Origin of the sequence: Bacteroides bouchesdurhonensis, assembly GCF_900155865.1 — a bacterium.
Lineage (GTDB): Bacteria > Bacteroidota > Bacteroidia > Bacteroidales > Bacteroidaceae > Bacteroides > Bacteroides bouchesdurhonensis.
In genome coordinates, this window is the sequence record NZ_LT707006.1 from 4,071,444 (window position 1) to 4,096,917 (window position 25,474).

Annotated in this window: 22 protein-coding genes and 2 pseudogenes; 17 read left to right on the top strand and 7 right to left on the bottom strand. The window is 40.3% G+C overall.

Features of this window, described 5'->3' with window-relative positions:
* Positions 1-44: 44 nt before the first annotated feature.
* Positions 45-1,955, bottom strand: a complete 1,911-nt coding sequence (locus CZ225_RS17800) for a PAS domain-containing hybrid sensor histidine kinase/response regulator (RefSeq protein ID WP_077154851.1) — start codon at positions 1,953-1,955, stop codon at positions 45-47.
* A gap of 135 nt (positions 1,956-2,090) precedes the next feature.
* Here CZ225_RS17800 and mnmE point away from each other — a divergent pair, with 135 nt between their 5' ends.
* The 5 genes from mnmE to CZ225_RS17825 all read left to right on the top strand — a co-directional run bounded on the left by mnmE (position 2,091) and on the right by CZ225_RS17825 (position 7,295).
* Positions 2,091-3,491, top strand: coding sequence for a tRNA uridine-5-carboxymethylaminomethyl(34) synthesis GTPase MnmE (gene mnmE, locus CZ225_RS17805; protein WP_077154852.1), 1,401 nt, complete (start codon positions 2,091-2,093; stop codon positions 3,489-3,491).
* Between the two features lie 267 nt (positions 3,492-3,758).
* On the top strand, positions 3,759-4,670 hold the full coding sequence (locus tag CZ225_RS17810; protein ID WP_077154853.1) for a helix-turn-helix domain-containing protein: 912 nt from the start codon (positions 3,759-3,761) through the stop codon (positions 4,668-4,670).
* A gap of 84 nt (positions 4,671-4,754) precedes the next feature.
* Positions 4,755-5,861 carry a site-specific integrase gene (locus CZ225_RS17815; protein ID WP_077154854.1) on the top strand — a complete coding sequence of 369 codons (1,107 nt, stop codon included), beginning with the start codon at positions 4,755-4,757 and terminating at the stop codon, positions 5,859-5,861.
* Positions 5,862-5,869: 8 nt separating this feature from the next.
* On the top strand, positions 5,870-6,232 hold the full coding sequence (locus CZ225_RS17820) for a virulence RhuM family protein (protein WP_077155877.1): 363 nt from the start codon (positions 5,870-5,872) through the stop codon (positions 6,230-6,232).
* Between the two features lie 181 nt (positions 6,233-6,413).
* The gene (locus tag CZ225_RS17825) at positions 6,414-7,295 is read left to right on the top strand and encodes a mobilization protein (RefSeq protein ID WP_077154855.1); all 882 of its coding nucleotides are present in this window, start codon (positions 6,414-6,416) and stop codon (positions 7,293-7,295) included.
* Between the two features lie 132 nt (positions 7,296-7,427).
* Here CZ225_RS17825 and CZ225_RS17830 read toward each other — a convergent pair whose 3' ends face one another.
* Positions 7,428-8,714, bottom strand: a complete 1,287-nt coding sequence (locus tag CZ225_RS17830) for a tetratricopeptide repeat protein (RefSeq protein WP_158543379.1) — start codon at positions 8,712-8,714, stop codon at positions 7,428-7,430.
* Positions 8,715-9,083: 369 nt separating this feature from the next.
* On the opposite strand from CZ225_RS17830, the gene CZ225_RS17835 reads away from it, so the two are divergent.
* The 11 genes and pseudogenes from CZ225_RS17835 to CZ225_RS17875 all read left to right on the top strand — a co-directional run bounded on the left by CZ225_RS17835 (position 9,084) and on the right by CZ225_RS17875 (position 17,193).
* Positions 9,084-9,449, top strand: coding sequence for a helix-turn-helix domain-containing protein (locus CZ225_RS17835; RefSeq protein ID WP_077154857.1), 366 nt, complete (start codon positions 9,084-9,086; stop codon positions 9,447-9,449).
* A gap of 11 nt (positions 9,450-9,460) precedes the next feature.
* Positions 9,461-10,837 (top strand): DUF3987 domain-containing protein, encoded by a 1,377-nt coding sequence (locus CZ225_RS17840; RefSeq protein WP_077154858.1) that lies wholly within the window; start codon positions 9,461-9,463, stop codon positions 10,835-10,837.
* 78 nt (positions 10,838-10,915) lie between these two features.
* The gene (locus CZ225_RS17845) at positions 10,916-11,995 is read left to right on the top strand and encodes a DUF6371 domain-containing protein (RefSeq protein WP_077154859.1); all 1,080 of its coding nucleotides are present in this window, start codon (positions 10,916-10,918) and stop codon (positions 11,993-11,995) included.
* 138 nt (positions 11,996-12,133) lie between these two features.
* Positions 12,134-12,442, top strand: a complete 309-nt coding sequence (locus tag CZ225_RS17850) for a MobC family plasmid mobilization relaxosome protein (protein WP_004316509.1) — start codon at positions 12,134-12,136, stop codon at positions 12,440-12,442.
* On the top strand, positions 12,432-13,373 hold the full coding sequence (locus CZ225_RS17855) for a relaxase/mobilization nuclease domain-containing protein (protein WP_077154860.1): 942 nt from the start codon (positions 12,432-12,434) through the stop codon (positions 13,371-13,373). The genes CZ225_RS17850 and CZ225_RS17855 overlap by 11 nt, the downstream gene beginning before the upstream one ends.
* A 35-nt stretch (positions 13,374-13,408) precedes the next feature.
* Positions 13,409-13,807 (top strand): hypothetical protein, encoded by a 399-nt coding sequence (locus CZ225_RS17860; protein ID WP_074713715.1) that lies wholly within the window; start codon positions 13,409-13,411, stop codon positions 13,805-13,807.
* Positions 13,808-13,861: 54 nt separating this feature from the next.
* Positions 13,862-14,015: pseudogene (locus tag CZ225_RS24905) on the top strand (restriction endonuclease subunit S); the annotation flags it as partial.
* Positions 14,000-14,458, top strand: a pseudogene (locus CZ225_RS24475) (restriction endonuclease subunit S); the annotation flags it as partial. The pseudogenes CZ225_RS24905 and CZ225_RS24475, both read left to right, overlap by 16 nt.
* A gap of 186 nt (positions 14,459-14,644) precedes the next feature.
* Positions 14,645-15,637: a site-specific tyrosine recombinase/integron integrase gene (xerA, locus tag CZ225_RS24480; protein WP_049703213.1), complete on the top strand. Its 993-nt coding sequence runs from the start codon at positions 14,645-14,647 to the stop codon at positions 15,635-15,637.
* A gap of 69 nt (positions 15,638-15,706) precedes the next feature.
* Complete coding sequence (gene dinD, locus CZ225_RS17870; RefSeq protein WP_015532556.1) at positions 15,707-16,588, top strand: DNA damage-inducible protein D; 882 nt, start codon at positions 15,707-15,709, stop codon at positions 16,586-16,588.
* Entirely contained in the window at positions 16,585-17,193 is a 609-nt protein-coding gene (locus tag CZ225_RS17875) for a restriction endonuclease subunit S (RefSeq protein WP_077154862.1), read from the top strand. Before dinD ends, CZ225_RS17875 begins: the two co-directional genes overlap by 4 nt.
* Here the strand turns inward: CZ225_RS17875 and CZ225_RS17880 are convergent.
* Genes CZ225_RS17880 through CZ225_RS17900 form a run of 5 tightly spaced genes read right to left on the bottom strand, consistent with a single transcriptional unit; the run spans position 17,117 to position 24,488 of the window.
* Positions 17,117-18,376 carry a restriction endonuclease subunit S gene (locus CZ225_RS17880; protein ID WP_077154863.1) on the bottom strand — a complete coding sequence of 420 codons (1,260 nt, stop codon included), beginning with the start codon at positions 18,374-18,376 and terminating at the stop codon, positions 17,117-17,119. The genes CZ225_RS17875 and CZ225_RS17880 overlap by 77 nt on opposite strands.
* Before the next feature lie 12 nt (positions 18,377-18,388).
* Complete coding sequence (locus CZ225_RS17885; protein ID WP_077154864.1) at positions 18,389-19,393, bottom strand: virulence RhuM family protein; 1,005 nt, start codon at positions 19,391-19,393, stop codon at positions 18,389-18,391.
* Positions 19,386-21,047: an HsdM family class I SAM-dependent methyltransferase gene (locus CZ225_RS17890; protein WP_077154865.1), complete on the bottom strand. Its 1,662-nt coding sequence runs from the start codon at positions 21,045-21,047 to the stop codon at positions 19,386-19,388. Before CZ225_RS17890 ends, CZ225_RS17885 begins: the two co-directional genes overlap by 8 nt.
* A gap of 5 nt (positions 21,048-21,052) precedes the next feature.
* Positions 21,053-24,283 (bottom strand): type I restriction endonuclease subunit R, encoded by a 3,231-nt coding sequence (locus CZ225_RS17895; RefSeq protein ID WP_077154866.1) that lies wholly within the window; start codon positions 24,281-24,283, stop codon positions 21,053-21,055.
* Position 24,284: 1 nt separating this feature from the next.
* A complete protein-coding gene (locus tag CZ225_RS17900; protein WP_004316526.1) occupies positions 24,285-24,488 on the bottom strand; it encodes a helix-turn-helix domain-containing protein in 204 nt (67 codons plus the stop codon).
* A 123-nt stretch (positions 24,489-24,611) separates the two neighbouring features.
* Between CZ225_RS17900 and CZ225_RS17905 the strand changes: the two genes are divergently transcribed.
* On the top strand, positions 24,612-25,439 hold the full coding sequence (locus CZ225_RS17905) for a GIY-YIG nuclease family protein (protein ID WP_008779797.1): 828 nt from the start codon (positions 24,612-24,614) through the stop codon (positions 25,437-25,439).
* Positions 25,440-25,474: the final 35 nt, after the last annotated feature.

Sequence of the window (25,474 nt, forward strand, 5' to 3'; positions counted from 1 at the left end):
AACACTATGATCTTTAAAATGTTGGTCTCCCAAAGAAAGATAAGTTAGCCAATATAAGACTCTATGGTTTCCTTCAATCGTTCCAAAGAATACGGTTTGGATATTACAGCATTACATCCTGCTTGAATAGCCTGTTGTTGTTCTGTGTAGAAAGCATATGCCGTAACCGCTATAATAGGCACTGAAAGAGAAATAGTCCGTATCTTCTCCGTCGCTTGAATACCATCCATTACAGGCATACGAATATCCATCAATATCAGATCCGGTTTCTCATGAATAAAGCTATTCACAGCTTCCTGTCCGTTACGTACCCACAAAATCGTATATTCTTTCTTCAACAAAATATTCAATTGGGCAAAGTTGGACTCTATATCTTCAACAATTAATATCTTCTTATGCTGTTCAGACTGCGAATCCTTCTTAGAAGTAAGTATTCTCTCAGCCACTTCTTTCGGCATCTCCAAATAGGGCAGATAAAGTGAAAACGTACTTCCTTTTCCTAGCTCAGAACTTACTTCAATCTTACCTCCTAAACGTTCTACAATACTTTTACAAATAGAAAGTCCTAATCCAGTGCCTTGTACGAAGTCATTCAATTTTTCAAATCGGGTGAAAATACGTGGAAGCTTATCTTCCGGTATTCCACAACCAGTATCACTTACAAAAATCTTTAACCAGTCTCCTTCATGCTTCAACCCCAATGTGATAACTCCACTCTCTGTATTTTTGATAGCATTCGACAGGAAATTGAAAAGTACCTGCATCACTCGGTTACGATCAGTAGATGTCCAGAATTCTTCTGCCGGTCGAATAACCTTCAATTCAACATTGGACTTCATCTTAAGTTGATGTACTTTTTCCACTTCATCGATCAAACCGGAAATCTCAACTTGCTGAAAATGCATCTCAGACTTCCCTGATTCAATACGTGACAAATCGAGGATATCATTTATCAACTGCAACAATAAATTACTATTTTTCTGTATAATCTCTAAGTATTCATGTTTTTCTTCTTCATCTTCTGTCACCGCCATAATCTCTGAAAAGCCAACAATGGCATTTAGAGGAGTACGAATTTCGTGACTCATATTCGCAAGAAAAACCGACTTCATCCGGTCTGCATCTTCTGCCCGACGCTTAGCCTCAATCAATTCTTGAGAACGACGAATCCGGTCACCGATGTCATGTATCAGTGCGAGCACCTTATTCGATTCAAATGGAGCTATCCGTGCTTGGAAGTAATATCTTCTGCCTTCAACTTCTAATGGATATTCAATTTCCTTGAGCTTCCCGTCTGCCAGACACTCCTTAATATTACAGATAAACAATTCGCTCACTTCCTTGGAATAGATATTCCGAGCATCTGCTCCTCTCAACACTTCTACCGGATGAAGCAAAATTGTTTCCGGTGACATCAGTACATCTGTTATAAAGAAATTATCATCAAAGATAAATATGAATTCAGGCAGTGCTTCTATTATTTTACGATTGTAAACTTCGAGATGTTTTATCTGTTGCTCTTTCTCACACTGCAAAGTAACATTAACAGTATAAGCTAATAATTTATCTGGATGTCCTCCGTCATTATCTTCTCTATGAGACAAAAAATGATCCTCCAGCCAAATTATTTCTCCATGTTCACCTATACAGCGAACCCTCATCTGCGACATTTTCGACTCTGATGCAAGCATTTCCGCAAACGCTTCCTTATAAGCATCAATATCATCGGGATGCGCAAACTGATAGAAATCATCAATATCTTTAAAAATAATGCCTGCTTCTTTCAAACCCAGCACATGAAAATAATCATCCGTAAAACTACACTTCCCTGTAGGTATGTCATATTCCCATAAAGCTATTTGATGAGCTGAAAGCACAGATCGTATTTTCTGCGAATTTCCACGTATAATTTCACTATTTTCGTTTAGTGAATATAAATTTGTATCTGGCTCCATAGACGCTTATTACGTTTTGTATTGTTGTGTGTTTTTGAGTTGCAGCAAATATAAACAAATAAAGCACAACTTGTCCCTATTCTTCTTTTTTTTACTAAGAAAAAACTATCTTTGTCCATCCATAAAGAAAAAACAATGAATCAAGATACAATCTGTGCCATCGCTACTGCCCAAGGAGGAGCTATCGGAAGCATTCGTGTTTCCGGACCAGAAGCTATTTCCATTACTAGCCGCATTTTTAAACCGGGAAAATCTAACAAAAAATTCAATGAACAAAAGCCTTATACATTAACTTTCGGACGCATTTACAACGGGGAAGAAATCATTGACGAAGTACTTGTCAGCTTATTCCGTTCTCCTCATTCCTACACAGGAGAAGACTGTACGGAAATCACATGTCATGGTTCATCGTACATTCTCCAACAGGTAATGCAATTGCTCATCAAAAATGGTTGCCGTATGGCACAACCAGGTGAATATACACAACGTGCTTTTCTTAACGGAAAAATGGATTTAAGTCAAGCGGAAGCTGTAGCGGATTTGATAGCCTCATCATCTGCTGCCACTCACCGATTAGCCATGAGCCAGATGCGAGGTGGTTTCAGTAAAGAACTAACGGACCTACGTGGTAAGTTATTAGATTTCACTTCAATGGTAGAACTGGAGCTTGATTTTAGTGAAGAAGATGTGGAATTTGCCGATCGCCAAGCTTTACGTCAATTAGCAGATGAAATAGAAGAAGTCATATCCCGTTTGGTCAATTCTTTCAATGTAGGCAATGCTATTAAAAATGGTATTCCCGTTGCTATTATTGGTGAAACGAATGCTGGAAAATCCACTCTTCTGAATGTATTATTGAATGAGGATAAAGCGATTGTTAGTGATATACATGGTACTACCCGTGATGTGATTGAGGATACTGTCAATATGGGTGGTATCACTTTCCGCTTTATAGATACAGCAGGAATTCGTGAAACAAACGATACAATTGAAAGCTTGGGTATCGAACGTACTTTCCAAAAGTTAGATCAAGCAGAAATTGTACTTTGGATGATAGATGCCACAGATGCAAATTCTCAGATTATTCAACTATCTGAAAAGATTCTGCCTCGTTGTGAAGGTAAACACTTAATAGTGGTATTCAACAAAGCCGAGATCATACACGAAACCCAAAAGGATTCTCTAAGAACTTTTTTCCAACAAAACTTCTCGCAGGAACATACGGATATGATCTTTATTTCTGCAAAACAAAAGTTACACACTGATGAATTGGAAAAGATGTTAGTCAATGCTGCTCACTTACCCAATATTACACAGAATGATATTATCGTCACGAATGTCCGGCATTATGAAGCTTTAACCAAGGCATTGGAAGCAATACACCGAGTACAGGAAGGATTAGATATGCAGATTTCTGGTGATTTCCTAAGTCAGGATATTCGGGAGGTAATCTTTCATATTTCGGATATCGCGGGAGAAGTTACGAATGATATGGTGTTGCAGAATATATTTAGGAATTTCTGCATCGGAAAATAGGTAGTGATTACCAACGATTAGCATATATCACCAATGATTATTAAGGCGTTCATTTTGAGCGCCTTTCTTTTTAGCCTTATAAGTGATGGTTATCGTTTATAGGGCTTTTTCCGCTCATTTTTGTACCGCATTTGTTGCTCGCTTGTTACTCTCCGATTTTAGGTCGGAAAGGTCGTGGAGAAAGTTGACTGTGGTTGACTATGATTGACGATAGTTGAACAAAATGGAGAAATAACAAGAGAAATAAACCTCTAAAAAGTAACGAATATGGCAACAAGTAAAATGAAAACCAAAAAGGTATGCGAGTGGTGTGGCACAACATTTTATGCCCAAAAGCTAACAACACGCTTCTGTTCTCATCGGTGCAATAACCTTGCATACAAAGAAACGGTACGGCAGAAGAGAATACAAGAAGTAGAAACCAAAGTCCAAACGATCATCAGTGAACAACCCATATCCGATTTCAAGGATAAAGAATATCTATCGTTCAAAGAAGCTGCGACTTTATTAGGGCTGAGTAAACAAGCCGTATATAAAATGGTATATGCCGGAAAGCTGCAAGCATTCCGCATCAGTAGCAGGTTGTCTTTTATCCGTAAAAAAGATATTGACCGGATGGTAGAAGCTCGTCCTTATGAACAACGACATCCGAAGGACACTATTCCCATCACTGATTTCTATACCACAGCCGAAGTGAAGGAGAAATACCATGTAAACGAGTCATGGATATTCTTGGTAGCTAAGAAGAATAACATACCTCGGACTTTCAATCGTGGCAAGACCTACTGGAGCAAGAAGCACATGGACGCTTACTTTACCAAGAAAGCCCCGAATCCCGACATTACAGAATGGTACAGCACACAGGAAATGCAGGAGAAATTCGATATGACCTTATCTGCTATCTACACTTTTGTTTCCAAGAACGCCATCCCGAAGAAGAAAGAAGGCATCATGGTTTATTATTCCAAGAAGCACGTGAATATAGCCAAAGGTGTGGCTGCACCCGAAGAACCACTGTATTATACGGTAGCCGAAGCAATGGAGAAGTTCAATCTTACCCGTGACCAACTCTATCATTATGCGAAATATCATAATATCCCAAAGGTCAAGAAGGGCAAATACACACTTATCTCCAAACCTGAATTGGATAAGCTACTTGCAGCCCCAAAGATTGAATAAGTTATTTATCGGTGAATGTTGTCACCATTGAATCACCTTATTCCTTTGCACCAAACAAATGTAAGACTCTAAATATTAATCAGTATGACACACACGTGTACAAAAGTAACAGTTCGTCAGAGAGCGATTCGGAATAATCGCATCTCCTTGTATCTGGATTATTATCCGGCAGTTCGTAACCCTGAGACGATGCAGATGAGCCGTCGGGAATATCTCGGCATCTACATCTATGCCCATCCTAAAAATGAAATGGAACGGGAATTCAACAACGATATGCTGAACAAGGCAGAGGCTATCCGTTGTATCAGAGTGCAATCGCTCATCAATGAAGAGTTCGGCTTCTTAGACAAGACCAAACAGAAAGCCGACTTTCTCGCCTACTTCAAAAAGATGTGCCGAAGCAAAGACCAGAAATGGACGTTTGTCTATCAGCATTTCTACAACTTCGTCAAAGGGCAATGTACCTTCGGCGAAGTGAATGTGGATTTATGTAAGAAGTTCCGTGAGTACCTGTTGAGTGCCAAGCAGCTCAAACACAGCAATCGTCCCATATCTCTCAATTCGGCATCCGGCTACTACTCTACTTTCAGAGGATTGTTGAAGATTGCTTACCGAGACAAATGGCTTCGAGAAAACATCAATGACTATCTTGACAAGATTGAACCACAAGATGTGAAGAAAGAATATCTGACACTGGACGAAGTGAAGCAACTTGCCGTCACTCCTTGTGACATCCCAGTTCTTAAAGCCGCCTCATTGTTTGCTTGTCTGACAGGTTTACGCATCAGCGATATTCTCAATCTTCAATGGGAAGATTTTGCCATTGCTCCCGACCAAGGCTATTGCTTGCGTATCAGAACACAGAAAACCCAAACAGAAGCGACACTCCCCATCAGTTACGAAGCCTACGAACTATGTGGTACGCCCGACACAGGCAAAGTATTCAAGGGCTTAAAACGGAGCATGATTAACTATCCGCTGAAGAACTGGCTCAAAAAGGCAGGAATAACGAAGCCGATAACCTTCCACGGATTTCGTCACTCTTATGCGGTCATACAAATCTCTTTAGGCACGGATATTTACACGGTTTCAAAAATGCTAACCCACAAGAACGTTTCCACTACTCAAATCTACGCAGATTTGGTCAATGTAAAGAAAAGAGAGACAGCCAATAAGATTTCATTAAAATGAATATAGCCATGAAACGAGGAATCATAACAAACAACGGACATGGCATCCATATTTCTGATGGAGAAGTATGGATGACCGCTTGGGAGATTGCCGACTTGTTCTATACAACAGTTGGATCAATCAATTCCCGTTTAAAAGCAATATTGAAAGCCAACGTCTTAAAGGGGTATGAAGTTTGCCAATACATAAAGTTGGAGAATGGGAATAGTGCCGATGTGTATAATCTCAACATGATTATAGCCCTATCCTATCAAATAGACACTGGACATTCTGCTGAATTCAGAAAATGGCTTATCAGTAAAGTTGCCTCCAAACAAAAGGGCATATCTCTCTTTATTCCTATAAGCGCAGCTAACATACACAATTGCTAATACCTTTGCTAAAAGTCCAACTTGGTTTTTTTTCTACGTTGGACTTTTCTTTTCTATTTTGGCACAGTTGACCTAGAATAATACTACCTTTTGGTGACAAATGCTGCCACTTTCAGGGAAATGTATTTATACATCTTGCTAATGATATATATTTGCACACAAACGATTAGCATATATTATTATGAAGCAGAAAAAGATAGAACATATTACTTTGAATCTGATTGTTTTCGGGACAATCGCTATCATTGGTGTTTTAGCCCGCCAGACCGTACTTCACTATGGTTGGGATGAGTTCAGCAGTTACCTCATTTTAGTGGTATGCTCCATTATCATGGGAGCTATCTATCTCAATCTGCAAATGGTATTCAGTCAAATTCTTTCGCCAACAATAGAAAAGTGCTTTATGAGATTTGAGTGCTACCGCAATAAGTTTGTGGTAGTTGAAACTCCAATTGCACGCGCTGAACTTGTCGAAAGTTCTATTATTTCGGAATCCTGCATTTCAGAACCAAAAATTGAAATAGAAACGACATCTGACACAACAGAAGAAGTTTCTATTTCATCGTGTTCCAAACTCAACGAAGAAGTGGCAGAGCTTCCAAAGGAAGAAGCCACACCTTCTACCATCAACAATATATCCATCGAAGAATCCAATCAGCCAACAGAATACGAGATATTCCGTGCCAACGCTATGGCTGAAAAAGAACGAGCATCGCAAGAAAAATTAGATAAAGTTCTCTCATATACGAAACAGAACTTGGCTCTCTACCTTAGCGAAACTGATCTCAATCGTCTATGTGGATATATCACGGAATACTTCCTATCCGATTCCTTACCTAAAGTGGAGCAGATAAAGGTTGACACTCAATTAAGAACCATTGACATCATGCACTTTGGCTGGAATATAGGTAAGGCATTTGGCAAGCCACGCCTACAGACTGCCACATTTATAAAGAAAGTATTCGCTCATACTCTACGTGATTCGGAAATATCCACCATTGAGCGCAAAATGTCGCATACGGAATCAGAGTGCAAGATTAAGCTGGATAGAAAAATTGCATAAATAGCCCTTATACAATTATCTTTTTACTATCTGATTTCAAATAGAGCATGTGAAAATTACGGTTTTCATACTGCTCTTAAAAAGAGACTAATGAAGCCCCCCAGATGGTAAGTTTTTAGTTAAGGATATTCATCATTGTGTGCGTACAATAGTATGCGACATTGCATCAATGCGATTTATAACTTCATTGAATTCAGCGTCACAATCATGCCTATTTTGTTGTTCTGCTTCATCTAAGCCAATATGAGCAAAATACAAAGCTTCATTTATGTGTCCCATTGAGAAATGAGCAACTGAAAGATTTGAAAGATTTTGTACATTGTGAGGCTGATAAAGGAGAACGGTGTTGAAGTCATTTAATGCTTGCGGCATTTTCCCTATGAGCCTATATGCTATTCCACGTTGAAGGATTGCCATTATAAATTCCGGACGGAAGGTTGGTTCAATGACATTTGTCAACACTTCCGCTGCCTCTGCATTTTTATTGTCTTCGCGAAGTAATGCTGCTTTGTTGATATTAGAATCATAAAAATAGGGCATTATCTTGATACAGTGATTGAGATATGCCATACATTTCTCTTTCCATAATTCTTCTTTCTTCTCTTTGGTAAGTTTAGCTTTGTTATAGTATGCCATTGCTAAATCCGGATTGAATGTTAATGCCCTATCATAATAGGCATCAGCCTTAGCATATTCACCCATCGCGGAATATGAATTGGCTATATTCATCAGCAAGCTATCATCTTGCGGGTCAATTTTCAATCCTTCTTTATAAATTTCAATACTTTTGAGATAATCCTTCTTCGTGACATAATAATGTCCTAATGCAAAGAAAGGGACAACTGTCTTGGTATCTAGTTTTGCAGCCATCTCGAAATCTGATAACGCTTTGTCATCTCTTGACAACATAAGATAAGCATTCCCTCTACAGATATACACATAAGCATAATTAATACCTTCGATATCTCCGCTTGTTCTTAGGAAATGTGTATATTCTTGAACCTGCCTACCAAAATCGGGTTCATTGGCTATTCTTGTAAGAGTATCGTAGAAGTTTTGTCTGTATGTACTCTTATCCAAAATTCGCTTAATCTGTTCCTCGGCTTGCTTTACAATATCTCTCTGGGCTTTGTCAGCCTCCAGCATCACCTCACGGTTCTTGGTCTCAATGCTATCGAACTTGTCGCCAATGCTCCGTTTCATCTCATTGAGCTCTTGAATCTTCTGGTCTACATTCCAAAGGGCAAGAACTGAGAATACTAAAAACACAATGGTGGTGACTGTACCCCATAATGAAATAGCATCACTGGGAGTCAGTTCAGATATATGCCACCCTAAACCCGTCGTGTGGAACCATACAACCAGCTCAACAATAGCAAATTGCAGTATAACAAGTAAAAAGTATTTCAGATATTTCATAAAGGAGGTTTTAAAATAAATAATCATACTTGCTCTATTATTTTTGCACGTCACACCACAAATAGGCAAGATTTGCGTAAAAATACGAATAATAAATGGAGGTCTTGTCAAATCTTATCATTTTTCTTTTGATATCTGTTTATCCCCTAATAATAATCACCGTTGGAGGAATTAAAAACACTGAGACGCAGAATACTCCCAGCAACTAACATAGCCAACATTACTACGCATTAAATATTCACTTATTATCAATAACTTACCACCAATAACCACCATCAAAAAGTTATTCATCAGTTATATTTTGGTGAATGATTCCACCATTGAAACACCTGTTTCCTTTGCCATCGAACAATTAAAAACGATTGGCGTATGCAAAAAGAAACAGTAACATTTGATAAGCTGCCCGAAGCGGTAGGTTATCTGACCGAACAGGTCATCGAGTTGAAAAAGATGGTAGCAGAACTCCAGCCACCAGCATCAGACAAACACGTGTTGGTTGAAATTGAGGATGCTTGCCGTATCATACGAAAAGCCAAGCCTACCATTTATACATTGGTACGCAAAGGGCAGCTTCCTGCCTATAAGAAAGGCAAGAAACTCTATTTCTACGAAGACGAACTTCTGACATGGATTGAGAATGGTCGAAGAAAAACTTCCGAGCAAACATACGAAGAGATGCTTGCCAATATGCAAGACGGTGTCCGTCATAAACCCAAATCATCCGTGAAACTTTAATAGATGTAGCTATGGATACGTATTCTATTAATCCGGTATCTATCATTGATGAAGCGATTGATTTAAGCACAAGATTGTCCGGTACGGCATTCCCCGTCAGCATATTCCCAAACAAAATCCAACGCATCATCCGTGAAGTACACGAATGCCATAACTACCCTACTGACTATATTGCCGCAGCCATCCTCACGGCAATAGCAGTTGGCATAGGCAACACGCACCTTGCCCAAATCAAGCAAGGATGGACGGAGAGCCCCATCCTATATATGGCATTGATTGGAAGACCGGGAGCTAACAAAAGCCATCCGCTCAGCTTTGCGATGAAGCCGTTTCTTGATTATGATTACAAACAGAATCAAGAATTTGAGAAAATGCTTGCCAAGTACGATGAGCTGATGAGCATGAGTCGCAAGGAACGTGCGGAAAGCGGTAGTGAGCAATTTCCACAAGAGCCTATCCGCAAACGCTTCTTGGTTTCGGATGTAACGCCCGAAGGATTGAGCCTCATTCATGCTCAAAACAAACGTGGGTTATGCTTGTGGGCAGATGAATTATCCGCTTGGTTCAAGAATTTCAACCGCTATAACAACGGTTCGGAGGAACAGTTTTGGCTCTCAGTATTCAGTGCAAAGACTACCATATCCGACCGCAAGAACGCCAAGAGTTCCATCTTCATCAAGCGTCCGTGCATATCGGTTATTGGAACTATCCAAAAGAAAATCTTGAATGAGTTGGCTAAAGGTGAACGTTCCAGCAACGGGTTTATCGACCGCCTCCTGTTTGTAATGCCCAACCTGCAACAGAAAGCACGTTGGAATGACAAGGAACTGCTGGAAGATATAGAGCAAGAGTGGAATGCCATCATTGACAAGCTGATACAATCAGAGTGCCACCTCAATGAACATGGAGAGATTGAACCACAAATCCTTTTTTTCTCAGAGGATGCCAAGAAACGGCTTTACGAGTGGCAGCACCATTTTTCTGAGCTGTGCGACCGGGAAACAAACGACACCATCGTAAGTATCTATTGCAAGCTGGAAATATACATCATCCGTTTCTGTCTGATTATCCAATTAGCACGATGGACTTGCGGAGAATGTGATAAGACCTGTATCGACCTGTTGACAGTGGAACGAGCAATCAAACTGACGGAGTATTTCAAAGAGTCTGCATTGAACGTTCAAAATATCCTCAATGAAAATACGCTCAACAGCCAACAACAGACAATAGTCAATCTGCTTCCTCCATCCTTTACAACCGCCCAAGCTATACAGATAGCCGAGCAAAACGGGATGAAGGAGCGCACGTTTCAACGCTTTCTCAATGACAACATCGGGACATTGTTTCGCAAAGAGAAGCATGGAGAATATTCAAAGATTAACCCGTGACATTTTTGTCGGTATTGACACTATCCAAGCGAAAACGACAATAACGACAAAAGTGACACCCCCAAAAAGAAACATACAATGAGTACACATAGATTCATATTAGAACCCTACAAAGGTGTCAGCACTCGGCATACTTGCCCGAACTGTCACCGCCAAAGATGCTTTTCTAAATACATTGATACAGAGAAGCAAATCAAGTTCCCTGAATACGTGGGGCGTTGTGATCATGAGCAGAAATGCGGTTATCACTTCACGCCTCGTGATTACTTTAAGCAGAATCCATCTGAGAAAGAAAAGTTTGCAGAGAATAGCTTCGGAAGTTATACACCTATTAAAGAAGTAAAACCGATAGCCATCTCCTACATGGATTTGGATATAGTCAACCAATCATTACGAGGCTATTCTGCGAACAAGTTATTTCAGTTTCTATCGGCTCAATTCGGAGAGACGGAAACATTGAATCTTATGAAGAGATACAAGGTTGGTACATCCAAGTATTGGGATGGTGCAACTGTATTCTGGCAAACGGACAATCAGAGTAAAGTCAGAACTGGTAAGATAATGCTTTACAATTCCGAAACGGGTAAGCGAATAAAAGAACCATACAACCATGTTACGTGGGTGCACTCCGTATTACACAAAGGTGATTACAATTTGAAGCAGTGCTTCTTCGGTGAGCACCTGCTTTCCGAAGACAAAAGCTGTCCAGTTGCGCTGGTCGAAAGCGAGAAAACGGCAATTATTGCATCTTACTATCTGCCGCAATTCCTATGGATAGCATCAGGTGGAAAGAACGGTTGCTTCAATGTCAACAGCCTATCCGTTCTGGCAGGAAGAAGCGTTGTATTATTCCCTGATTTAGGTGCAACCGACTATTGGCAGAGCAAAATTAGCCTGATGAAAAGCTGCGGAATTGAAGTACAAATGTTCGATTATTTGGAAGCCAACGCTACCGAAGACGAACGCAAAGAGGGGTACGACATAGCTGATTATCTACTCAAAGTGAAGCCTGACGAAGCCATTCTTCAACAAATGATAAGGAAGAATCCTATCTTGAAAACACTGATAGATACATTCGATTTAAAGCTCATCAGCGTACAACAAGGCACTCCACGACCGAAGGTTTTACCACCCAAGAAGCGAGGATTCAGACTTTGAACTCAGGGAGAAGAATCGAGACTTTTTTACTGTAGCAAGTTAATGTCGGTGTATTACATTCCCCGACCACTTGCTCCTCAAAAAGTCTGAGGAGGCGGCTCCCGATGGTCACACATTATTCACTAAAAACAGATTCAAATGGAAAAGAAATATACAGTAACACTCCGTCTGTCATATCAGCAATACGCATGGCTTGGTGCGCTTTGCAGACGGAGCAAGCAGACTCAAAGCGAAGTGATCCGTTCGCTCATCGAAAACGGTTCGGTACGTGAACGAATCACGCAAGAGCATATTCACATCATCCGTCAACTGATTGGCGAAAGTACTAATCTTAACCAGTTGGCAAGACAGGCAAACACCTACGGTTTCTTCGCCGTAGCTGACAGATGCAAGGAAATGGCTCAGCACATTAACCTACTTATAAAACGGTTGAAAGATGATAGGTAAACAGACTAAAGGGACATCGTTCGGTGGCTGTGTTAGCTATGTTCTCAAAGAGGAGAAATCCAAATTGCTGGAAGCAGTTGGAGTAGAAGGTACACCCGAACAGATTGCGGAGCAATTTGAGTTACAATCGCTACTCAATGATAAGGTAAAGAATATTGTCGGACATACTTCGCTCAACTTCTCACCAGAAGATAGCGAACGCTTGAAACATGATGATGAACTGATGTTGCAAATTGCCCACGACTACATGAAACTGATGGGAATCGAAAACACGCAGTACATTATTGCCCGGCACATCGACCGTGAACATCCGCATTGCCACATCGTCTTTAATCGAGTGGACAATGACGGCAAAACGATTAGCGACAAAAATGACTTTCGCAGGAATGAGAAAGTTTGCAAAATGTTGACCGCCAAATATCGCTTGCATTTTGCCAATGGTAAAGACCATATCAAGGAGGAACGATTGCGCCCTTATGACCGAGCAAAGCATGAGATATACAAAGCGTTGAAAGAGGAACTGTCCCAAGTACAAAATTGGGCTGACTTAAAGGATGCACTTGCCGACCGAGACATTGATATGAAATTCAAGGTCAGCCGAACTACACGGGAAATACAGGGTGTAAAATTTGAGTACAACGGTTTTTCTTTCTCCGGCTCTAAGATTAGCCGAGAGTTCAGCTACTTGAATATCGACAACCGACTAGAAGAGAATGCTTGTGCATCCTTGTTTGAATCACCCAAACAGGAATCCAGACATAAGGAAGAAAATGTACAACAAAGCGTTTCCCATTCCGATGATGGCTCAAGCATCAGTCTCGGCTTGCTAAACGGCAACTCATCCTACGATGCCACTGCCGCAGAAGAAGCCGAGTTCAATCGGCTGATGAAAAAGAAAAAGGCTAAGCGCAAGCGAGGCTTTCATTTATAATCCACTTTTTATTAACACTTTAAATTCAATTATTTATGGAAGATTTGATTCTTGATTTCAATCTCTACTTGTGTGAGAAGTTCGGCTACAGAAACAGTTGTAGCGTGATGCAAAATGCCAATGGCTTTTGTGTGAACATCAGTGAACGTGATCTGGACTGCTACATCCGCTTTTGGGAGTATAGTTGTGGAAGAGGCAATTTCCCCGACTGGTCTATCATCATTGTGCGCAGTAACTTCAAGAAGAACCAAGAAGAAAGCCTGAAAGATTTGGCTCGCTTCTTCAAGGAGTACATGCCACGCTACGGTTACAAATACCTCTGTACCGAAGGTGATAACTACAAGTATTATCAGACACTCGGTTTAAAGCTCATCTATCGAGGATTCTTTGACCAAAACAATTATGGATTGCCGATGAAGGACTTAAATGTCTGACACATCGTTTAGAATCGAGGAGGGGGACTTTTCCTCTCCTTTTCTTATATACCGATAAATCAGAATTTAGAGGCGATGGCAAAACAGCTTTATGATTATTGGTTTGTGCAATTTGACTTTCCGAATGAAAACGGAAAACCTTATAAGTCAAGTGGTGGCAAAATGGTTTGGAATGAGAAGCTGAAAAGAGAAATTCCAAAAGGATGGAATGTCTTAAAACTTGGCGAGCATTGCTCTTTCAACAAAAGAACGAGTAACGGTTATTTCAATCACCCAATCCTTTATTTGGATACGTCAAATATCACCAATAATACAATTGATGAACTACAATTTCTGAATCCTTCGAGTGATATTATTCCGAGTAGGGCAAGGCGATTAGTGCAAGAAGGCGATATTGTTTACTCAACAGTGCGCCCAAATCTTAAGCATTTTGGCATTATTATGAATCCCGATTATAATATGGTAGTTTCCACGGGATTTGCCGTAATAACTGCAAATTGGAGTGCATATCGTTACTTCATTTATCAGTTCCTTATTCAAGCTGCAACAATAGAGAATTTATCTACTATTGCACAATCAGCCGTAAGTGCCTACCCTTCAATAAACACATCTGATATAGAAAATCTAGATTTAGTAGTACCTCCTGATTCTATGATAGAGAAGTATGCAAAAACAGCTTGTAGGTTGTATTTACAGATAGATACAAATTATAAGGAAATAAAGTCTCTTACTAAGCAGCGAGACGAACTTCTCCCACTTTTGATGAACGGTCAAGTATCGGTAAATTCTGATTTAGCAGTCTCTTATATTATATATAAGAACAAAATTATCAGAATTATGAAAGAGAACATCATTCAGGCGATAGTTGCGAAAATGCAGCGTGACTTAGATTGCCGACAAATGGCACGGCTTAAAGCTGTGCTTACATCAGAACTGCATAATGTAGAAATCATTGAAAAGAGCGATTGTGCCACTCAGCAAACGCAGGAGAATGAACATCTTCTTAACTCTTTTATATCAGCCAAAAAGATAGAGGGATGTTCAGATAAGACATTAACTTACTACCGTAATACCATTGAACGGTTGTTAGTCACGCTTTCATTGGCAATTTGTCACATTACGACAACAGATATTCGTACTTATCTATCCGATTATCAAGAAGAACACCAATCGAGCAAAGTGACCATTGACAATATGCGACGCATCTTTTCCAGCTTCTTTGCATGGTTGGAAGATGAAGATTATATCGCTAAAAGCCCGGTAAGACGCATTCACAAAGTTAAGACAGATTCACTTGTAAAAGAGGTGCTTTCTGACGAACAGTTGGAGCAACTTCGAGATAGTTGCACGACCAAACGAGACCTTGCTATTATAGACTTTCTTTCATCCACGGGCATCCGTGTGGGTGAGTTGGTCAAACTGAGCCGTGAAGATATAGATTTCCACGAACGGCAGTGCGTGGTGTTCGGAAAAGGTAACAAAGAACGTGTTGTTTACTTCAACGCCCGTACCAAACTACATTTGCAACAATATCTTAATGAGCGAACAGACAGCAATCCAGCCTTATTCGTTTCCCTCAATTCACCACACTCACGACTGACTATCAGCGGTGTGGAAGTTAGAATCAGAAAAATGGGGCAAGCCCTTTCTATGCCAAAAGTTCATCCTCACAAGTTCCGTCGTACCCTTGCAACAATGGCTATCGACAAAGGTATGCCCATTGAACAGGTACAACGTTTACTTGGTCATGTACGCATTGATACTACACTGCATTATGCCATTGTGAACCAAAACAATGTAAAGTTAGCTCATAAGAAGTATTTGGGATAATAACCGTGCTGATTTCTACTTTAAAATTTGTACTTTTGCAATCTAATATGGAACGCTAATAAAAGCACTATGGACTTGCAGAGAATCAATAAACATAAGCAATCGTTTGATGACATTTGCCATTATATCGAAGACGATAATGGAGCGGATAAAGTAGAAGTATGGTTTGCGAGAGAATTGCAGATTATATTGGGATATGCAAGATGGGAGAATTTTCAAGTAGCATTGACTCGCGCTGTTGAATCATGTAAAACACAGAATATCAACATCGACGACCATTTTCGTGAGGTCACGAAAATGGTTACTTTGGGTAGCGGAGCTAAGCGTGAAATACAAGATTTCATGCTGACTCGTTATGCGTGCTATCTTGTCGCACAGAATGGCGACCCCAAGAAAGAAGAAATAGCTTTTGCACAAGGTTATTTTGCCGTACAAACTCGACGCGCAGAACTTATTGCGGAGCATATAGAACAATTGTCGCGACTTGAAACGAGAGATCGTTTGCGTTCTTCCGAAAAACAATTATCACGTAATATTTATGAGCGCGGAGTGGATGATAAAGGTTTTGGACGCATTCGTTCTAAAGGTGATGGTGTGTTATTCGGTGGGCATACAACAGAAGATATGAAGAACCGGCTTGGCATTAAATCGACACGCCCATTAGCAGATTTTCTTCCAACTCTTACAATTGCAGCAAAAAACCTTGCCACAGAAATGACAAATTACAATGTCGAACAAAAAGACCTTTATGGTGAGCATAGTATAACTACCGAACATATGGACAACAACCGCAGCATCCGACAAATGCTCGGTCAGCGAGGCATACGCCCGGAAGAACTGCCAGCAGCTGAGGACATCAAGAAGGTAGAACGACGCGTTGCTTCCAATGAAAAGAAAATTGAGAAGTCTTCTTCAAAACTCCCTAAACTTAAACCTGAAGACAACGAATGAAATTAATTGACATTATAGAAGTATTCATTGCTGGAGATTGGGGCGAGGAAACTTACTCTAAAGAAACACCTTGTGCGGTAACTTGTGTACGTGGGGCTGATATTATTCCAATATCAGAATATGATTTCTCGGCAATTCCAGTCCGCTATATTAACCAACAAGCATATGCAAAAAAATGTCTTCAAGTAGGAGACATTATCATTGAAAAGTCAGGTGGTAGCCCAACTCAATCCACAGGGCGTGTATCTTTGGTATCACAAGAGCTGCTTGACCATGCCGGGGCTGTTATATGCTCCAATTTTTGTACTGCCTTTCGAGTAAAGAAAGGTTGGAATCCCCTCTATGTCTACTACTATCTTCAGTTTATCTATAATCTTGGGGCGTTTTTTAATTTCGAAGGCAAAACATCCGGTATAAAAAATCTCCAATTGGATGCAGCCTTTGCTGCTATACCAATTGAAGATATTAGTGAAAGCATCCAAAACAATATTGTAGCTATTCTCCAAGGTTTAGAGAGGAAAATCGCTATCAATCGTCAGATAAATCAGAATTTACCGATACTTGACCGTTCATCAAATGAGGGAGAAGTTCATCGCGTTGCTTAGTAAGAATATCTATTTCTTCTCCTAAAATCATTTGTCTATCAAACATAGGGGAACATATCTTATCAAAGGCTCTAATAACTTCATCTGAAGGAATAATAATAGGCAGACTATATAGGTCTTCTTTAGTAATAGACCCAAATGTTGTACCAGCCGCATTTCTCTGGTCAAAAGCAATCCTCAAATCATTTAATATATAATACAAGTGTGATATAGAGCCTAATTTTGAATTAATTGCAGATAAACCACGACCTATACAACAGTCATTATTTGCAATATTTATAGATCCAACTGGAGCACGAACACTCATTAGTATATCACCTTTCTTTGCAAATCGAGAAGGTGCTGTTGTGTATTGTCTAACCGAAGGAAATCTCATACCAAAATCCGTGCTTCCTTGATAAAAGAGCATACCTTCTCCAACTTCATTATAGCTAGAGCCATCAGGAGATTGTCCCATTGTTATATTTGCGATGTCGATAAGTATTCCATCATCCCATCCTTCCGGAATTTCCCTTTTCAACTTATCATTCCAAACCATCTTACCACCACTTGATTTATATGGTCTTCCGTTTTCATCTGGAAAGTCAAACTGCACAAACCAGTAATCATAGAGTTGCTTTGCCAACGCTTCTAAATTCTGATTTATCGCTCGATTAAGTTCAATCTTACGATCGAGACTACGAAGCAGCTTGCCAATACGTTTCTGCTCAGTTAATTCAGGAATCCACACGGTACAATCCCTGATTTTATCAGGCGAAGTATGACGAATTTTTGTTTGTTGGGCAGCAGCACTTAATTGTTGTTTGACTAAAGTAGAAGATATGAGATAGAAAGCGAAATCCTTGTCTAACAGTTCTTCTTTACAAATAATCTTTGCCACATCTTGACTTTGAATATATTTACCGCTTTCGGGGATAATGGCGGTAGAGCCAAGCAAACCAATAGCCTGTTCGGTCAGAGGGGTAATAATATCCCCCTCTTCCATTAAAAATTCAGGTTTGAAATCACCGATGTAGTAGAGATTATCTTTTGACTTGTTTTCTTTAAAACAATTGTTCTGATAGTCAAAGTTGCCGCAAGTCAAACGGATGTATTTTCCCTCAGTGGCGTAAAACTCGCCACTGAGACTTGCCCCTCTTGTAACATCAAGTATTTCTCCCAATTTATATTTTTTCAATTCCATCACTTCATCTTATTACTTTTCACCCAACATTCCCCTAACTTCTTTGTCGAAGTCAGAATCAATCCGTTGAGTTTTATTAAAAATATCGTATTCGCTTTCTGCCTTTGTCTTGGCTTGTGCCGCAGATATTCGTCCTTTATCCGGCAATATCTGATATTTGCGGAAGGTCAAGAACTCGTTGATACTGGCTGCAAATTGCTCCATATTGAACGTGTTTTCACGCTCTATGAGGTCTTCGATATAATCGAAATATCCCGTTACAGCACGTTCCAACCGCCGGATTTCATTCTCTTGCAAATAGTTCTTGGCTATTGACACATCCGATTTCAAGATACGCCCATCGGGAGCATTCTTCCATGTAGTCAGCCCCATGTGTTCATGGGTATGGTCAGCCTTAGTGTAGATGATTTCTGCTGCCGTTTGCCCGGTAATGGCATAATGAAAACGATTCTGTATCATGGCATAGAAATCGTGTGTGGTAGGCGAGTTCTTGTCATAGTCAATACTGCACTCTGCATATATATCGGTAATCTGTTGCCAAATACGCCGTTCACTGGCACGGATGGAACGTACCCTTTCCAACAATTCACGGAAATAGTCTTTTCCGAATACTTCCGTTCCCTGTTTTAAGCGTTCATCGTCAAGCACAAAGCCTTTCTTGATATACTCATTAAGAATCTTGGTAGCCCACTGACGGAACTTGGTAGCCTTTGGAGAAGATACACGGTAGCCAACAGCAATAATCATATCAAGATTATAGAAATCAACCAGCTCTTCAACCTCGCCTCTTATGCCTCGATTTACGACGGTTGCAATTTTTGCAACTGTCGTGTCTTGCTGTAATTCTTCCTCTCTAAATATATTGGCTATGTGGCGGCTAATACCTGATTTGTCAATACCAAAAAGCTCTGCCATAGCCTTTTGCGTACACCAAATGGTTTCGTCTTTTATAACCACCTGTACTCTTCCCTCTTTATCGGGAAGATTGTATAACAAAAACTGTATTTCGTTACTCATTGCTTCCTACATTTTCGTTGAACTGCAAAGCATCCAACTGCTTCATAATTTCCTCTTCCAACCGATGGCTTTCTTTAAATTGCTCGGAGAGTGTTTGTTTATAATTTGCCATACGGTTGTTAAACTCTTCTTCCGTTATATCTACATAATCTATCTTGATGTCGAAATATTGTCCGGCAGAAAGAGAATATCCTTTTTCCTTTATCTCATCGTAAGAAACAGCTACGGAAAAATCCTCCACTGCCTCCTTGCGCTGGAATGTGCCGACAATCTTTTCTATCTCGTCATCATTCAGACGCACCTTTTTCAATCCGTTAGCATCTTTATATTCCTCGCCCAATTTGCTGGCATCAATCAAGATTACTTTGTCAGTGGTTGCAGACTTATCAAAGAACAGCACACTGACATTCGTACCTGTATTGGCAAACACGTTGCTTGGCATGGAAACACAGCCGAACACCACTTTGTCATCTACAATTTTATGAAGAATTTTATTCTCAATACCACTTTTAGCCGTGATAAAACCTGTCGGAATGACAATTGCACCTTTGCCTGTCTTTTTCAGTGAATTAATAACGTGCTGAATAAAACAGGTATATATAGCCATAGATTCTTTCTTTTTGGCGGGTACATTGGGGACTCCAGCCCAAAAACGGGCTGGCATGGCGGCTATCTTCTCGCGAGTGTCCGAGAAGTCCATCTTGAAAGGAGGATTGCTCACCACGAAATCAAACTGGCGCAACTGCTGTCGGTCATCGCTCTTGTGATAAGGGCTTACAAGCGTGTCGCCTTGAATGGCATTATCAAGCGAAGACACAAGTCCGTTAAGCAGCAGATTAAGTTTCAACATTTTGTTGCTTCGCTGGGAAATATCTTGCGAAAAGATGGTACAGCGTTCTTCTCCTATTTGATGACTAAGTGCCATCAGAAGCGTACCTGTTCCTGCCGAGGGGTCATAACATTCCATGCTATGCAAATCAGCATTATCCCCCACTAACAGACGAGCCATAATCGTTGCTATGGCATGAGGCGTGTAATACTCCGCATATTTTCCACCTCCAGCGGTATTATAGTCCTTAATTAAATACTCAAAGATGCTGGAGAAGAAATCGTAATTCTGTGCAAACGCTTCTTCAAAGGAGAAGTTCACGAGTTTATCCACCAGAGCACGGGCGAATGGCGCACGTTGTGCCGAATCGGTCACAAACGGCGTCAATGCCTCGAACAATGGAATCTTCGTGTTGGCTGTGGTCTGTGTGGAAAATATATCCGCATTTTGTTCCGCTATATCTGTCATAGTGGAATCGAAGATAGTATCAAAATCCCCTTTTCCCTGTTGATTCCAAAGATTGGCTATCAGATGATAAGGTTCAAGCATCGGAACATCTGGAGAGATGGCACTCTGAATAAGCATACGTTCATTATCAGAAAGATTCTCGTATGCTGTTTCCCATTTTACATCCCCAGTCAGTTTCTTTGCTATTTCACTTTTCGCATTTTTTAATTCATAACCGAATTTGTCATTCAGGAATTTATAGAGAAATACCTGAGTGATAATCTTATATTCGTTACCATCGTTTCCCATACCGTATGATTGGCAGGTAGCTTTAAGTCCGTCGATGAGCCTTAATGTTTTTTCTTTAATATCTGACATAATCTTTATGAAATGCCGTAAGTGGCGTTATATTGGCTGATATACTGTTGTGAAATGCGTGTCTGAATAAATTTGTAATCCTCCATTTCGGGCTTTATTTGTGGAAAATGGAACAGACATCCATTGATAAGAGCCATTACCGTACGTCCGAAATAAGCATCCTTTTTCAGAATGTCGTTACGATCATACACTTTGGCATCCACATCCTCTTTTATAATATTGAGAATGGCAGCAATCTCTTCGTCAAGGAAAGAGAACATAGGCTTCTGTCCCTTATCTTCCCTCTGCTTATTCACTTCACGAATACGCTTGTGTACACGAGCAAATTTTTCATCGCCCTTGTACTTTTTCAACAAGACATTATTGCGTTTTTGTAAGTCTTGCAGACGACCGATGATTTCATCCAAAGCCTGTGTTTCTTCGTTGAACTTGGCTATCGTGTCAATCACAAAACCGTGTTCTTTGAAGCGTTCCATAAAGGCTTCACGCAACGAGATAAACTCCGGATCGTCTTGGTCGAAGTTTTGGGTAAATGAAGAAATGGTACGTTGCCATTTCTCTTTCAATTCCACACCACCGGATATAAGGCGCATTTCCTCTTGTCCTATTTTGGAGAAAGTGAACTCTATATCCATCATTGCCTCATTGATTAGAGTTTTCGTTTCTTCATTTGTATTGAAAGCCTCTTTCTGATTGATGATACTTATCCGTCTTTGCACTTCAGAGAGTAGTTGCGGCAACTTGGTGATTTCGAGTTTGGCAAATTGCTCTTTCATTTCATCATCACCGAATGTACGCACGATGTTCGCCATGTTCTTGGCTGATTCCAATGCCTGTTTGAGGTCGAGCAATACAGCTTTATCCTCTTCGGTGGAGATTTCAGAAGAAAATTCTTCCGCATTATCGTATGTGTAATTGAAAAGCGTTTGCCGAACTTTCTTCATCTGATTCAATATTTCTTCCTTGTCCTCAATGACTTGGGTAAAGGTATCGGTGGCAGCGGATTCGCCAGTCTCATCCACGTCATTAAAGCGGTTTAACTCTTGTAAATATGCTTCGTTGGTTTCCTTGAAGTTGCGCTTGATGTCGGCAAAGTCAATGACAAAACCGTAACGCATACCGGGATAAGGACGGTTTACACGTGTTATGGCTTGAAGCAGATTGTGGTCTTTCAATTTGCGCCCGAAGTACAGGCGTTTCAAACGCGGCGCATCAAAACCAGTCAAAAGCATATTGAAGACAATGAGAATATCCACTGTCATATTTTTCTTGAAGTCCTTGACTATCTGCTTGCGAGTTTCCTTGTCATCCGTATCGTGAAGAATGATTCCGGCTTTCAGCGGTCTGTATTTTGATTTGTAATCCACTTCTGGTTCACCCACTACATACGAACCATCGGAAAGTTTTATCTTGATGGGCTTCGGCTGATACTTCTGCCATTCTTCTTGAAATACATCATAAAGCCGCCTTGCCTGTTCGCTGGTTTCACAAATGACCATACCGCCTAAAGTATCATCTCCTTGTATCTTGCGGAACTCCTTTAAGTCCGTCATAATGAAACGGGCTAACTCGTTTACATAACTAGGATGCTCTATGATTTCCGACTTACGAATGTCTTTCTTTTGCACAAGGGTTTCCAGTTTGTCGTACACATCAGACAAACGCTCTTTATAGGAGGTTTCTATATCCTCACGTATGATTTTCAGCGTGTAGCCATCCGCAATGGATTTATCGTAATAATAGGTATGCAAATAGTTTCCGAACACCTTGCAACTGGCACGTTCCTCCTTTAACAGCGGTGTACCTGTAAGTGCGATTTTAACCGCATCGGTATCGGCATCAAAGAGGTTGGCAAGAAAGCAGCCGCCGGGTTTATACCCTCGGTGTGCCTCGTCAAGAATGAAGATGCGTTGAAGATTGGTTGCATAATCACTGATGCGTACTTTTTCTTTATCCTCGGCAAAGCGTTGAATGTTCACAACCGTGATTTCTGCCTGTCCGCTTACACCTTGTTGTGCCTGATTACTGCGGAATTGTTCCATCAGTTCGGCTCTTGTATTGGCGGTAGATACAACCAATCCACGAGCTTCAAACTCTTGTGTGGCTTGTTCCAAAAGGTCAAGGCGGTCTACTATAAAATAGAATTTGGCGACCTTATTCTGTTTGGAATAGAAATCGTTAAGAATATAGGTCAGATAATATGACAAGGCAGTTTTACCACTACCTTGTGTATGCCAGACTACGCCAGATTTCACTCCCTCTGCCAGTTTTTGGCGAATAGCTAACGATGCAAACAATTGTTGGTAACGCATGATATGCTTTTGGTCGGTAGATTCTATTTTTCCATCCACCTCACGCTCCATACGAACATAGGCAATACCATATCTAATGATATACAACAAACGTTCAGGCGAACACATGGATGTTAGGATTCTGTTTGTAGGGGTGTTGAAACCAAGATTTGTCTGGTACTCAGGACTTGTATGAATGACTTGGCAATTATAATCAGACAATATCTGTTTTTCCACCGTCTTGTCAATCTCCTTATACGGATAGTCACGATGGAACGGTGCTATTTTCTGACCGCTTAAATTTTCTTCACGGAAGCAATTGAATGGTGCGTATGAACGTGCCCCAGTACAATAGAAAGCCCCTTGTATGGGTACGATACCGCCCAACGCATCATATTCCATATTATTGCTGAATATCATCAACTGCGTAATGTTGATGAAGCGGCGAAACTTTTTATTTGGGAAGCGCTCTTTATTCATTCGTGCGCTCTCCGCCAACATACCACCATGATTGTTGGGTTTCTTCACTTCTACAAAACAAAGTGGCAATCCGTTTACGAATAAAGTAATGTCAGGACGAAATTCGTCTTGTCCGTTCTTACAGGTAAATTCGGCTGTGAAATGGAACGTATTATTCCCAATGTTATCAAAGTCTATCAGCTTTACAGGCGAAACAGCTTTGAGACGGTTGTAAAAGCCTCGACCGAGGTCATCATCGTTCAGTTCCTTACGAATATCTTTCAAAACTTGAAGAAACTCTCCCTCATGTCCGGGATTCAGATTCTTAAACTGCCGTTCAAATACCTGCAAAAGAATATTCGTGTCACTGTCATAGACCGTGCCATTCTTATCTTCACTCAACTTGCCGAAGTAAGTATATCCTATTCGGGTGAGGTGAACCATTGCAGGCATCTGCACCCGTGTAGCTTCCGAAAACTGTTTCATATCACCTATCCTTTTTGTCGGTTATCAAATCCTTCAAATCGACCTGCAATATCTCTGCTATCTGTTGCAAGGTCTCTAAATTTGGTTGAATCCTATTACAGGCATAAGCATTTACCATACTGAAACTCTTGTCGAGTTTCTTTGCCAACCATGTTTGAGAGATACCTTTTTCAGATAATACAGCCTTTATTCTATTCAGTTTCATTCTTTGATGCGATTTTATAATGCAAATATAGCGAATTATATTCGATAATAGTGTATATTTGCATTAAGAAAAGTCAGTTCTTAAATGAGTTATACCTCAAAGTAATTGAATTTTGACATATTTATGGGAAAGACTGTAACAACATATTTAATTGACGGAGATCCTAAAGGAACTCAATACGCATTCATTAGCAACAAAATTTGCCAGATGTTTGTCGTACCACGTTCTAATCTCTCCTATTTGAATACACAAGAGAAGTTACAAAAACCAGCATTCTATATATTACTGGGGGAAGATGAATCAACAAAACCGCAAGCATATATAGGTGAAACGGAAAATTTCAAAGAACGTGTAAAAGACCACGACAGCAAAAAAGCGTTTTGGCAAAAAGCACTCATATTCGTATCGAAAGACGCCGATATGACTAAAGTTGATGTGCAATACCTAGAACATAAAGCGATAGCCGAAGCCAAGAAAGCAAACGCTTTTGTTTTAAGCGACAATAAACAAATCCCTAAAGCACCGAATCTACCAGAGCATCAACAGGACTCAATGGATGAATTTTTCGAAGATGTGAAGTTTCTGGCATCGTTTATCGGTTGCAATATATTCGATGTATCACAACCCAAAGAAGAACATCTATTCTACACCAAAGGTAGAGGGTGCAATGCAAAGGGCTTCTATAGTTCCGATGGCTTTACAGTCCTAAAAGGAAGTACTGTTGCCAAAACAATGGTTCCGTCTTTCAACTGGAAAGAAAAACGAGAAAAAATGCTTCAAGATTACACTTCTACTGAGAACGGAATATTGGTATTGACGTCAGATAAAACTTTTTCAAGTCCCAGTACTGCCGCAGATTTCTGTATTGGTAGCAGTAATAATGGCTGGTTGATATGGAAAGACAAAGATGGAAACACATTGGATTCAGTTTATAGAAAACAGCTGGATTAATAACATATCAATTGGAAGCATATATGGAAGAAAAA